The sequence below is a fragment of the Pullulanibacillus pueri genome, from assembly GCF_014639255.1.
GTDB classification, from domain to species: Bacteria; Bacillota; Bacilli; order Bacillales; family Sporolactobacillaceae; genus Pullulanibacillus; species Pullulanibacillus pueri.
Window position 1 is genome coordinate 20,791 of sequence record NZ_BMFV01000005.1, and the last position, 13,656, is coordinate 34,446.

Genomic DNA, 13,656 nt, shown 5'->3' on the forward strand with positions numbered 1-13,656 from the left:
TTAGGAAGCGTTTTGATAGTGGCCTTCAAATAATCTAGATCCTTTTCCCCTAAAAAAAATCAAAGACTCATCCTCAAAAGAGAGGTCTTTGATTTTCGTTAATGTTCTTGCTCATTTTCAGTTGTTTTTTTCTTTGCACCCAATAGCCTTGCCAAGTATAAGATGCTTTTATTGATGCGCCATATATAATAAAGATCATTAATCAGTTGTTCTGCCAGTCTGCGATCACCAACAGTATCCGGTCCGCGCTCAATAATCTCTCGCTCCCTTTGAAGATCCCAGACAATGGGGTGGTTTATTTTATCCCCTGAAAGCAACTGGCAAAGTGTCTCAATATTTTCACTCAGACGCTCGTTAACTTGCTCAATGGTTTGTCTTAATCTGTCATTCAAACACTGCTTTTTTGTACGGATTGAAGAAGCCACTAAGTGTTTAGCATAGTAATTTATAGCCGTTAATGTTGTTATTTCACTTGATAGCGTCGCGGATGGATTGAAACGAAGCCGTGGTTTAGTTAACGGTTCTGCTTCATCCCTCACCTTTTGCAGTTGACTGGCTAACAAAAAGATTTGATAGTCAAGATGATGATTCTGCACCCCTTCTTGACTGTATGCACGCAAATGAACCATTGTATTTTCTTTGAGCGTCATTAAGAATTCAACCATCATTTCAGCGACCTTATCCTTTGTCCTTTGCGGTAAGAGAAAGGCTGTGGACAAAGTGCCGAGGCCGGCACCAATCAGTGTATCTAAGACACGCGCAGATAATAATTGCTCATTAATGCCACCAAGGAGCAAATTATACATTATTGCGAGCATCATGGTGATCCAAAAGCTCAGCAAAGTATAGGATATCTTAATCAAATAAAAACCTAAAAAGATGCATAAGAATAGCAGCGGAATTTCAACCACGGGAAAACCCGAGATAAGACTATCCAAAACAAAACCTAGAATAGCCCCAAGGAATGTCCCTAAAAACCTTTGCCAGGCCTTAACAAAAGTGCGCCCCACAGAGGCCGTACCTAAAAAAACAAGATATGAAGCCAAGAGCATCCAATATTTATGAGATGGTGACAGCCAATAGCCAAAAGTAATGGCAAGACCACCCGCCACAACCGCCTGAATCGCCTTCTTGGTTTCAGGATATAAGCCTTGTTTTTTATCACTTTCTTGATCAAGAAGTGACTCATTCTCTTCCAATGGGGGCCTATTTTCTGGCACTGGAGTCCTATCGCGGATTTCATAGATCCTATGAATTCCTTTTATAAGATGCTCTGTTATTGACTGAATCCGCCTTAATAAATAAAGCCAATTTTCACTTTCCTTATTATCCGTTCGTAAATGGCCAAGTTTCTGTTTAAATTGAACTAAAATATCCTCAGCTTCTAATAAAGCCCCATGATTATGACGGCTTTCAATAAAACTGACTTCTCGGAGTCGGCGCATGAGTTGAAGCAATACCAAACGAACAGCTTCATGCTCAAAGGCATGATGCATTTTTAATTGACTCACAGCAGAAGACAGAGTTTCCATAAGCATGGCAGCATTAAAAATATAGAGTCGTATAGTCCGTGGCTCAATATTTTTCCAATGTATTAAGTCCTCATCGGAATCAAACTGGTCCGATACGGTTCGGGCATATTCATTTAGTTTGCTTACATTATGCTTGAGCCGCTTTACCCTCTCAGGATCGAGCTGTAATTCCGCAATCATTTCCATAATAAGATCAAGGGTTAAATTCACTTGGATGCGAAAAGAATCGACCGCTCGTTCTAGCGTTTTCTTTGGCCTTTCCCTCCAAATGATAAAATTCATACAAAAAGCACTAGTTATTCCCACAATAATCGCAACATAAAGCCAGCCCAATTGCGCAGGGCCCACCTGTAATAGCGCCGAAAAATAAATGGACATAAAGGCGACCATACATATTGAAAAATAGCGACTGGCTATCCGTTGAAAATATAACGCGCAAAAAATAATAATCAAAAGTAACGCATCAACAAAGACATGCCCCAACGTGGCCATGAACGTGGCCCCGGTAAGCGCTATAGCACTAGAAAAGGGGAGTAAAAGCGTGGTTATTCGCTTTTGCTCAATCGTATCATCATTAACCGTCACATTCCCCAACATCGCCAGAACCCCTGAGAATATGATCACAGTAACAGGGATATTGCCTGCACGAAAAGCAATAAAGCCCATCACGGAAACGGCAATGATGACACTTAGAATGGTTTTTGAAGCCCAATGCAAACGAATATGCCCAGGGTCAGAGGCTGAAAAACGCACCCACCAATATTGTATTTTCTCTAGATTTACGATTGTTTGCTTCATATTTTTATTATACCATTGGATGACAGCACGTCTAAACCAACACCTTCATGGGATTTAACCGAAGAGTAAACGGATCCCACCAATCGCGGTTAATATTAAGACAATACGCTGAAACCACTCCTGAGGAACCCGCTTTAGAGCAATCACTCCGATGAGAGCACCACCAATAATAGCCGGGATCATCAAAATATCAAAATGGAGTGTATGCCATGTTATCAAGCCTAGGGAAGCATGGAAAGGCACCTTTATAACATTCACAAAGAGATAAAACCAAGCCCCAGTTCCTACAAATGCATCTTTATCAAGCTTCTTCGCCAAGAGGTAAATACTCATAATTCCCCCGGCCGCATTGCCAATCATCGTTGTAACACCCGCTAATATCCCTAAAATTGCCGAAAACCATAAGGAACCATCTAATTTAGCTTCTAGTTTCTGATCCATTCTGGCTTTGATAAGATGAAGCACTAACAAAATGAGCACAATGGCCCCAATTAAGATCTGTAATAGCTTATTACCACTATAATCCAGTACGAGGAACCCACAAATTAATCCAACAATAACCCACGGCATCACTTGCCATAAATACTTCCATATCACTCTGCGTCGGTAATAGGTGACCGCAAAAATATCGCCGACTATTAACATTGGGACTAATAACCCCACCGAGGCTTTAGCTGGAAAAACAATCGCCATGATAGCAACCGCTAACACGCCTAGACTGGGCATCCCCGTTTTTGAAAAACCAATTATCAAGCCCACTAACAGTCCAATAAGCAACTCAAGAATGCCAAAGTCCACAGGCTCTCCCCACCTTTAACCAACTCTGAATTAATAAGGCACTTTATTCGTTAGACTTCCCCAAAGCGCAAAAGGCTCAATGGCATTATCAAGAGGTAGATGAATAAAAGGGAGCGATCGCTTCTCGGGAGAAATAGGGACCTCTTGATAAATAAAATCGTCATCAAAATCAGCATGAGCGGCATCCACCCGATTGGCTGCATAATACACAGCATCTAAACGAGCCCAATAAATGGCGCCTAAACACATAGGACAAGGCTCACAACTGGTATATAGAGTACATCCGGAAAGATCAAAGGTTTTCAATTTTTGACATGCCGCTCGGATGGCCATGACCTCAGCATGGGCTGTAGGATCACAATCATCGGTCACACGATTGACGCCCGTCGCAATGAGCTCATCTCCCTTCACAAGGGTAGCACCAAACGGGCCCCTTGGTTTCTGACATTTTGTGAAGCTAAGGCAACCGCTTTCGATAAATAAGTGGCGTGCTTGTTGCTCATGAAATCTCCCCCTGTAAAATGAGATAAACGTGATCTCTTTGTTATTATGTATCTCTTCTTAAATTATCTCATACAAAACAAGACAGTAAAGGTTTTCACTCAAGAATACCTTTCCTTATTTAAAAGGTAAGAATGAGAGAATCCCCCCTTATTCCTACCCATTCCCACCTTTCATCATTTTCAAAAGTTGCTTATGCATCCAAATGGCTGCCTGAAGTCCGTCCCCCATAGCAATAGCGACTTGCTCCGAGTGCACAGTGACATCGCCTGCTGCCCAAACATTTTCAACATTCGTCATTTTAGTTCTCGGATGAGTATTGATATGTTTATTGTGATGTAACTCTACGCCTAACTGTTCAGCAAGGTCCGACCGCACTTCATTCCCTCCAAAAGCGGAAAAAGCATGATTGGCATCTAACCTCTGTCCATTTTCTAATAAGACCCCTTTAAATGCCGCACCTTTAGCGAACACCTCTCGGACACCCTCATTATAATAAGGAATACTCTTCTCAACTAATTGTTGGATAACATCTTCATCTATTGGCGCCCTCTCGTGATTCACATACATTAATTCATCAGTAAAATAAGTAAGGGTTAACGCCATTTGTGCCCCGGGATTTCCAGAACCGAGAACAATCGTTCTTTGATTTTTTATTTCATAACCATCGCAATCCGGGCAAATATACACACTGATCCCTAAACAGGGCTTCAATTCTTGAAAAAGTGGCATTCTATCTTTTACGCCTGTCGCTAGTAAAAGCGTCTGACTCCTGTACTTAGCACCGCCTTCATCCTCTATCTCTATGTACGTCTCTTTTTTTACCGCCTTTATCACTTTGGCACTATAAAATTGTATGCCTAGACGTTCGGCCTGTGCCTTTCCAATATCACGTAAGGATTGCCCACTCACACCTTCTGGCCATCCCAAAAGATTATGGTAGCACTGGCAGAGATTAGACCGCCCTTGGTTAGAGTCAAACACCAAAACCCGATGCCCATAGCGCCCTAATTGAATGGCAGCCTGTAAACCAGATATACCACCGCCAATGATGATGCTATCAAATATCATACTAAACACTCCGTTTGTCATATATTCTTTTACTCCTCGTTAAAGCCTCGACTTTCCGTACAATATAAGCATGCCACCTCCTCGGTTCTATCTCTCCTAGTCTCCCCAATAGGATGAATGACACACACCTTTTTATCAAAAGAGAGGCCGTCTCTACTTCTTTTAAAGTTCAGAAAAAAAATATGTAAAAAATACAGAAATGTCACTTTCCCTAGTCTAAAACTTCTCTAATATTTAGAAGCCTTTTTATCCTCTCTATCCTTTATTAATGACAATTTTTATTCTCTTTATTTAATGAAAAAGGGCTTTCTATTCAACTTATTTTTTTAAAAGAAGGGAATGGGCAGTGAAGATGTTTTATAAATCTAATGACCCTGATTTAAATGAATAGGAATATACCTGCACGGTTAGAACGCTTGCCTGTCACACGGTTCACTTGGAAGATTGTTCTACTCGCTGGATTGGCTTGGTTTATAGAATCCCTCAGCATCGGCTCATTAGGGGTTGTCCTTGATCCTTTAAAACAATCTATGCACTTAACAGCAAATCAAGTGGGATTATTAACAGCGTCTTCTACATTGGGCATTGTTATTGGCCTCATTCCGGCTGGCTTCTTGTCTGACCGCTGGGGAAGAAAACGCATCTTAATCTTAGGGATTATTGAATACAGTCTCTTTACCTTATTTTGTGCGTTCAGCCCTAATTACGGCTTTCTTTTATGTTTCCGCTTTCTGTCTGGATTTGGTATGGGTGCTGTGTTCCCACTTCCATATGCCATAGTGAGTGAATTTGTAAAACAGAAACAGCGCGCCTTATTTAATGGGATTATGGATGCATGTTTATCTGTTGGTTATTTTATAGCGCCTTTATTAGGGCTGTTGATTTTGCCACATATCGAAAGTTCTATGTCGTGGCGACTCTTCTTTATTGTGTCAAGCCTTCCGATTTTATACGCCTATCTCATCCATATTGCTCTTCCTGAATCTCCACGTTGGTTGGTTAAGAAAGGGCGTTTTTTAGAGGCTGAAAAAATCATGCAGACCATTGAAAAACAAGTCGTGGATTTAACAGGGAATCCATTACCTGAACCCGAAATCATCTATGAGCGACCGACTGAGCAGCGTGTTAAGGTCACGCCGTTAGCACCATGGAAACACCCTTATTTTAAGCGCACTGTCTCTCGATCTCTCGCAGCAACAGGTGCTTTCTTTATGTTTTACATAGTGAACACCTATATGCCCGTTCTATTCAGTTCTAATGGGTTTTCTTTTGCCGATTCGCTATTATTTACCGCTGTGATCACAGCTGCTGCGATTCCTGGTAAACTTTTAAACGGTTATCTCTCTGAGTTTTTGGGACGTAAAATGATGTACTTTATTTTTATGGGGATGGCTGGGGTGGCTTCTTTATTCTTTGGGTTAGCGACTACTGCCGTGTCTATGCTGCTCTTCGCTTGTTTCATGTCATTCTTTGGCACAGGGACTTTCCCAGCACTTAAAATGTCGTATGCGGAACAATACCCAACACTCCTACGCACGACAGGAACAGCCACAGTAGAAGCTATTGGACGTTTTTTTGGAGGGGTTGTCGGATCTTACGCAATGCCCCTGATCTTGAATTTAAAAAATGGTATGACAATAGGATTTTATATGGTTGCCGCTGTGGCCTTTGTCGCCATATTTGTTGAGCTGCTCTTTTCTCCAGAAACAAAAGAAGCGACATTAGAGCAACTTGAATCCGCAGCAGTAAATAAGTAGAAAAACAAATGATTTAATCTTTTATTGAGGAGGGTAGCCCATGCAGAAAAAACACTTATACGAAATAGACCTAATGCGCACCTTTATTATGCTTGGAGTACTCTCTGTCCATAGTGTGTCGGTTTATCTTTCGCAATTAGAAGATTGGACGCCATCTTTTATTACGATTGCGACTATTCATTCCTCCATGCACTTTACTCGTATGGCATTTATGTTCATCACAGGTGTTGTCTTATTTATTACTTATTATCGACGTGAGTTCCACACATTGAAGTTCTGGAAAAAACGTCTTTTACTCATCGCTATACCATATGTATTTTTCAATATTATTTACGTGCTGTTTGGTCATGGCCTTTACAATGGGTCACTCTTAAGCTTTTTTAAACATTTATTACACGCTTTGGTGAGCGGCGATGAATTCTATATCTACTATGTTCTTGTCAGCTTTCAATTTTATATTGTTTTCCCTGCCTTACTTTACGCCCTTAGAAAGTTTGAAAGATGGCATGTGCCTATTTTCATTGGGAGTTTTATCTTTCAACTCTTACTCATGGGATTCTATAAATTTATACTTCCACCGCTCGATACATCCCATTGGCCTTATCTCTTACAACTCTTTGCCGGTCATTACGGTGTCTTTGTCTTAACCTATGAGTGCTGGTTTATTGCTGGCGGTATTTTCGCATGCCATTATGAAAAAATTGTTGCCTTTATCACCTCTCATGCAAGAGCCTTGTACGTGACATTGGGAACCAGTGTCCTAATCATGTGGGCACATTACTTCTTCAATCGCATCGTCCTTCATGAGACAGACCATAAAGCCGAAATGGTGGAGCAACCCATCTTTGTTCCCTATAGCTTTATCATCATCGCAGTGATGCTTTACTTAGGTTTAAGATGGGCTCAGCGTCGGACTGAGCCGAACATGAAGACCTTTAGTCGTTTCGTTGCTTTAGCATCACAGTGCTCTTTTGGCATGTTCCTTGTACAGCCTTTCGCATTATTTTTGTTAAAAATGATGGTACCTAAACTCGAAGGCACACTCTTTTTTATTTCTATTCCTTTTGGCATATTATTTGTCTATTTTTTATCGATGCTTATTGCCTATTGCTTGAACCGAATACCGCTGCTTTCCTATTGCGTCGGACGAAAATCAAAGCTTTTCCAACGCAAGTATAAAGAAAGCCCAGCTGTTAAAAACACTTAAAACTGTCTATTAAACTATATTATTCAAAAGGAGATGCTTCTATGTCTCAGCTTACCGAACGCATCCACGAACGTCTGGCTCATTCACCGTTACCCTGTCTCTATGACATGGAGCGGTGGATCACAGGTCAAGACTTTTATCGTGACATGACCATTATAAAGAATATGCTCTTCAAGGCAGGCATTAAACCCGGAGCGCGTATCTTGCTGAGTTACCCTAATTCTTATGCCTTCGTTGTCACCTATCTAGCTATTATTGAATACGGTGCTGCTGTGGCACCTATTAACCCGAAAATGCCTGAATCTGAGTTCATTCAGTTCCTAGAGCGTTGCCAACCGACTTGTGGTTTTGTAGAAGAGCAACACTTAACACTTATAAAAAAGAATACTGACACCTCAATAGGTTTGACGCATCTTTTCCTTGCAGAAGCCATGGACTCACCGCTTCCTTTAAAAACCTATACATTATCAAATACAAACTGGATTGAACACTCCCCCTTTGTTAGTGAAACACCAGGTGATCACCCTCTTCCCTCCGAAGAGACTGTAGGTGTTTTACTTTATACCTCCGGAACAACAGGGAACCCGAAGGCAGTCGGTTTAAAACACCGTCATCTGCTTGCAAGTGCTAACAATATTATTGTATCCCATCAACTTGATACAACAGATGTCGCTTATAGTTTCCTGCCTCTGTTTCATATTAATGCTCAAGTGGTCTCCATTCTTTCGACAATTCTTTCGGGAGGACGCGTGGTCCTTGCACCGAAGTTTAGCGTGAGACGATTCTGGCCTACTATTCAAGAACATCAGGTAACATGGGTATCCGCAGTACCCACAATTATCGCAATTCTTCTCACCTCCGATGGTCCAACCCAAGCGCCCACGCACTTGCGTTTTGTCCGTTCAGCATCGGCACAGCTTCCTATGCTGCATGCTCGCCGATTTGAACAAAAATTTGGGGTTCCTATTATTGAGTCCTATGGAATGACAGAGGCTGCCAGCCAGATTTGTATCAACCCTATTCCTCCCAATAAGAGAATACTCGGCTCTGTAGGATTACCGGTAGGTCTGGACTTACAAATCGTCAACGAAAGCAACCAGCCTCTTGCGCCTAATAAAGTTGGAGAAATTACTATCCGTGGGAATAATGTCATTGAGTATTATGAAAAAGCTGATCATCAAAATGATTTTCAGGAAGGCTGGTTCCACACAGGCGACCTTGGTTATTTAGATAAGGAAGGTTATGTCTATATTGTGGGGCGAAAAAAGGAAATGATTAATGTCGGTGGAGAAAAAATCAGTCCTTATGAAGTCGAAGATGAAATTCGTAAATTATCAACTGTCAAACATGTCGCCGTGATTGGACTGCCTGACCCTTTATATGGGGAAAAAGTTGTGGCTTACATTATACCCACGACGAGCACCGTTGACGAAAAGGTATTCATTCAGGATATTCACGCTCATTGCATAGGAGCCCTGTCCCATTATAAGTGTCCATCAGAAATCCATGTCGTATCCGAGATCCCTATAGGACCTACTGGAAAGATACAAAGATTTCGCCTCAAGGAACAAGAACTCCTTAGACAAAAGGTGGACAGTCATTAACCCTACCCGCTAATAGAATAAAAGGAGGGAAGGATTACAGCATCCTGCCCTCTCACTTTTTCTCAGTCATCCCTCTATTTATCATCACCGCATAATCATGTACTTTCATTTTTAAAAGGTATTGTAAACGTTTTGGCAGGTTTCTGCTGTCGGTTCGTAAAAGCAATGTAATTTATAGCGCCCTACAAAAGGTTGATCATACCATGTTTGTGGGCAATCTCCCGGTGGTCTAAAATACCAAAGACTATACTTCGCTGGCCAATGTTGCAAGCCGTTTACAGCCTTCCTCGCCAAACGCTTTTCCTGTGGTCTTGCCCTTTGATAAAAATAACTATGGATGGTCGCCTCAAAGGCATGGGGTTGAAACACCATTTGTGGAATCGTTCGAAGCCCCGTAAAATCGGAACAGTTTGCTCTAATTCGGTTGATTCCGACATTTCCTACAAGCTGCATTCCAACAATACCTTCCCCCTCTGCTTCAGCCCTTAGCAGCCGCGCAAGAAGATCGATATCCGAATCCGTCGCCTTAATCACTGCCATGCCAAACACCTCCCAATATATTTTATTACACTAAGTCCTTATTAAGAACATCATCCATTGGCAATCATAGTCTTATTCCTCTCTTGCTTAAAATATGTAATTACAACGGTAATTGCCAACTTTATTTAGAATTAGAGTACACTTTTTTAGTGAAGCATTACCCTTCTAAGGAACAAAAAGCCTCAGGTCATAAGTTTGGAGGTAAACCATATGAGAAAATTAAGGTATATCCTCATAGGGGTTCTAGTTATCGCTCTAATCCTTTGTCTTTTCATTTTATGTTTTAAAGAGAACTCTACAGAATACACGCCTTCAAAAGGGGCGCTATCTTCTGAGAAAGACAATGAACAAGTGAATCAACAAGCTGATAATGAGGCGTTGATTTTAAATCATTATAAGAAAAAAAATTATTCAATCAAGGATCCATACGTTGTAGTCAATCCATACGGAACGAGCCCTCTTAGTGCTCTTGTCATGTTTACAACTGACAAACCTACCCAAATAACGGTGACGGTTAAAGGGACTAACCCACATACAACTATAAAAAAGACGATTTCCGGCTATAAAACAAAACATGAAATTCCGGTGCTTGGTCTTTACCCTAATAAAGCCAATGAGGTAAGCCTACAAGCGAAAAATAAAAAAGGACAAAATACAGAAAAAACACTCAGCATTCAGACAGGGGCTTTGCCTAACGATTTCTTACAAACCACACTCGTCACGTCGAAGCCCGATAAAATGGAGAAGGGTTTAACCTTTCTAACACCTAGTAGTAAATATGCTTATGCAGTCGATAGTCATGGTGATGTCCGTTGGTATAGCACCTTATCTAATGAACATGTCTTTCAACGCTTAAAAAATGGAAACATCCTGTTTGCAGCCAAAAAGGCCGGACAATATAAAGAACTGCTTGAAATGGATTTACTGGGAAAGGTTTATAATGCCTACACGATTAATGTAAAAAACTATACCAATTCAGACGTCATTCATCACGATGCTATCCAACTTCCCAATGGCAATTTTTTAGTTACGATTCATGATGGGTCAAAGTACATCGAGGACACCATGATGGAAATTGATAAAAACAGTGGAAAAGCGGTACGGACATTAGATATGAAAAGTATTTTCCCCAAAAGCTTTTACAAGCAATATGATGGTCCCGGGGTGACGGACGATGAAGTGGATTGGTTACACCAAAACGCGTTATGGTATGACCAAGGTGATCATAGCCTTATCATATCAAGTCGCCACCAAGACACCATCATGAAGCTCAGCTATCCTGAAGGTAAAATTAAATGGATTCTAGCAGACCCTAAAGGCTGGCCAAAAGAGGAACAAGACAAATTATTAACCCCCATTGGAACAGACTTTAAATACCCAGGGGGGCAACATTCAGTAATGGCCATGCCTGATCAAGATCACGATCCCGATACCCTTGATATCCTGATGTTTGACAACAATAATGTGATCACTAGAGGAAATAAGAGCGTAAGCCAAAAGTTCAGTCAAGGCGTTCAATATAGAATTGATGAGAAAAATATGACCGTGAAACAGGTTTGGGATTTTGGCAAGTCACGCGGCACGGACTTCTTTTCAACAATTGTAGGAGACGATGATTTCCTTCCTAAGACCGGCGACCGCCTCATTACCTCTGGTTATATTAAAAGCCAGAACGGTATGAAAAGTAATATTGTAGAAGTCACAGACAGTCAGCCCGCAAAGGTGGTTTTTGAATTAGACGTCACCGGATTTAAAGCAGATAGTCACAGACAAATCTACCGCGCACTCAGAATGCCCTTATATCCCGATAAATGGAATTTTGATATAGAAGATCATCAATAATAACCGATCACCAACCGCTTCTAGAGACATTAAGAGGCGGTTTTCTTTTCTGTTTATAGGACTTAAGCCCCCATCCTTTTTCAGGATTTCCCCTCCCTGCTTTTATGCTAATATTAAATAATGTTCATATATTTAAAAAACTGTCGGCCTGTAACGGAACTTACATCTATTGTTTTATTCTATCGCTCAAGGCGCATATCGTTTGTTGTTATTGATATAGATTGAAATTAACAGGGAGGCGCACGAAACAGGGTGAAACTAATAAAAGAGCGCTGTACCTGCACATAAGATGCAGTTAACGAACAAAAAACGTCGACAGCAATCCAGTGGAATGGAGTTGAAATCAACACCCGTCCCTTTCACCCAAATTGAGTGGGGGATTTTCGTTCATATTAGGAGATCACCAGCTGCCCGCGGAAGGTGTAGTGTATTTCTGTAGCGATGACTATGTTTTACGTCGCCTTTTACTTCAACTCTTAAATTTCATGACCCTGAAAAAATCAACATTCCTCTAGAATGTTCCATTTTATATAAGCCATAAATCCAGAAAGGGGAGACTTAGTGATTGCATTACTGTTCAAATTGCGGAGAAGCATTAAATGAGCATGAAAAGTATTGTAAATCGTGTGGGATGAAGAGCGATAAGGTAGCATTACGCCGTGAAGAGACTTCGGCCAAGGAACAAGTAGCTTCAACAGAGCACCCTTCTCCACCCCAAGACACACCAGCATCTCAAAAACGACTTAGCAGAAAGGCATGGATTGGTATGGGGTCGGGAGTCATGGTTATCATTCTATTGGTCACCGCCTACTTGGTAATGGCCAATCATTATGGCCGTTCTCATGCTGCGAAAACCTTATCAGAAGCCATTAAAACAGAAAACGCCTCGAAAATAGCAGATCTTCTTATTTATACTTCAGGGGATACCAATATAACTCAGGCATCTGTCAAGCCTTTTACAGACTATCTCAAAGAGCACCCCAATGAAAAGAAAAACATCCTGAAAGATATCGAGACTCAAGGGCAAGGCCATGGCGTTTACTCTTCCCTCTTTGACTTAAAGATTTACAAGCATAAAAAATGGGGGCTATTTAAAGTTTATACGTTTGCAGTGGACCCTTATCGTTTAACCATTAATCCCGTTCGAGCAGAAGCTAATGTCACCGTCAATGGTCAGACCAAAACCTATGATGGCAAGCAGGCACTCACCTTTGATCACCTTTTTCCCGGTCAATATCAAATAGAGGGAAGCTGGTCTGGTGATTATGCTAAGCTTCATGATGAACAGACAGTTGAACTAACGTCGCCTAAAGATTTAGAGCAAAGTGTTGATCTTGATCTTAAAGGGCAATTAATTGAGTTACATACAAATGCTCCGCATGCAAAAGTGCTCATTAACAGCCAAGAAACAGACCTACAGGCTGCTGACATTCAACATTTCGGTCCAGTAGACCCCGAAACCACGTTTGCTTTACAATCAGAAAAGCTTCCATGGGGAACCGTGACAAGTGAACCGATACAGGTTACTAAAGATCAAACCGACTATACAATTCAACTCACCCCTTTTGATAAGGACACCATCAATACCATGCTCGAGACAATGAATACCTTCGCTAAACAGAGAGCAAAAGCCAATAGTCAAAAGCGCGTGGAAGCATATCAAAATGTTGATAAATCCTATCTCGTAGATCTGGAGACGGAAATTAAATATATGGGAGCAACAAAAGGGTGGAAGAACGCTAAACTGATGAAAACAGAATATGCTATAGACAACCTTGACTACGAAACTAATTACAAGAAAGAGTATGTTGTCCAAATCCCTGCTAAGTTTACTTATCATGTAGACACTAATAAAAAAACCATCGAGCAACAGCTCCTTGTAAGCGTGGCCTATGTCCCCAAGGACAAAAACTGGAAGCTCTCCTATAGCTTTGATCATGACTTCCCTAAAGACGCGAAGCAAACAAAGGCTTTTAACTTTTAAAAAACACAGACCGAAAGTGAGA

The 13,656-nt window shown here is 41.1% G+C and carries 10 protein-coding genes; 5 read left to right on the plus strand and 5 right to left on the minus strand.

The genetic code is table 11. The annotated features are described in order from the left end of the window. Positions 1-98: 98 nt before the first annotated feature. From IEV91_RS04685 to IEV91_RS04700, 4 genes are all read right to left on the minus strand, one after another. Positions 99-2,330 (minus strand): FUSC family protein, encoded by a 2,232-nt coding sequence (locus tag IEV91_RS04685; RefSeq protein WP_188496258.1) that lies wholly within the window; start codon positions 2,328-2,330, stop codon positions 99-101. A gap of 54 nt (positions 2,331-2,384) precedes the next feature. Beyond that, entirely contained in the window at positions 2,385-3,128 is a 744-nt protein-coding gene (locus tag IEV91_RS04690) for a sulfite exporter TauE/SafE family protein (protein ID WP_188496259.1), read from the minus strand. Between the two features lie 30 nt (positions 3,129-3,158). After that, positions 3,159-3,539, minus strand: coding sequence for a nucleoside deaminase (locus IEV91_RS04695; RefSeq protein ID WP_308420011.1), 381 nt, complete (start codon positions 3,537-3,539; stop codon positions 3,159-3,161). 246 nt (positions 3,540-3,785) lie between these two features. Further along, a complete protein-coding gene (locus IEV91_RS04700) occupies positions 3,786-4,700 on the minus strand; it encodes an NAD(P)/FAD-dependent oxidoreductase (RefSeq protein ID WP_188496379.1) in 915 nt (304 codons plus the stop codon). A gap of 383 nt (positions 4,701-5,083) precedes the next feature. Between IEV91_RS04700 and IEV91_RS04705 the strand changes: the two genes are divergently transcribed. The 3 genes from IEV91_RS04705 to IEV91_RS04715 are packed head-to-tail and all read left to right on the plus strand — an operon-like array spanning position 5,084 to position 9,268. Then, positions 5,084-6,457 (plus strand): MFS transporter, encoded by a 1,374-nt coding sequence (locus IEV91_RS04705; protein WP_188496260.1) that lies wholly within the window; start codon positions 5,084-5,086, stop codon positions 6,455-6,457. Between the two features lie 40 nt (positions 6,458-6,497). Beyond that, on the plus strand, positions 6,498-7,664 hold the full coding sequence (locus tag IEV91_RS04710; RefSeq protein WP_188496261.1) for an acyltransferase: 1,167 nt from the start codon (positions 6,498-6,500) through the stop codon (positions 7,662-7,664). Between the two features lie 41 nt (positions 7,665-7,705). Continuing rightward, positions 7,706-9,268 (plus strand): AMP-binding protein, encoded by a 1,563-nt coding sequence (locus IEV91_RS04715; protein WP_188496262.1) that lies wholly within the window; start codon positions 7,706-7,708, stop codon positions 9,266-9,268. A 111-nt stretch (positions 9,269-9,379) separates the two neighbouring features. Here the strand turns inward: IEV91_RS04715 and IEV91_RS04720 are convergent, their stop codons facing one another. Continuing rightward, the gene (locus IEV91_RS04720) at positions 9,380-9,808 is read right to left on the minus strand and encodes a cell wall hydrolase (RefSeq protein ID WP_188496263.1); all 429 of its coding nucleotides are present in this window, start codon (positions 9,806-9,808) and stop codon (positions 9,380-9,382) included. Between the two features lie 210 nt (positions 9,809-10,018). Between IEV91_RS04720 and IEV91_RS04725 the strand changes: the two genes are divergently transcribed. Then, positions 10,019-11,650, plus strand: coding sequence for an aryl-sulfate sulfotransferase (locus IEV91_RS04725; protein ID WP_188496264.1), 1,632 nt, complete (start codon positions 10,019-10,021; stop codon positions 11,648-11,650). 565 nt (positions 11,651-12,215) lie between these two features. Next, positions 12,216-13,634, plus strand: coding sequence for a zinc ribbon domain-containing protein (locus IEV91_RS04730; RefSeq protein WP_188496265.1), 1,419 nt, complete (start codon positions 12,216-12,218; stop codon positions 13,632-13,634). Positions 13,635-13,656: the final 22 nt, after the last annotated feature.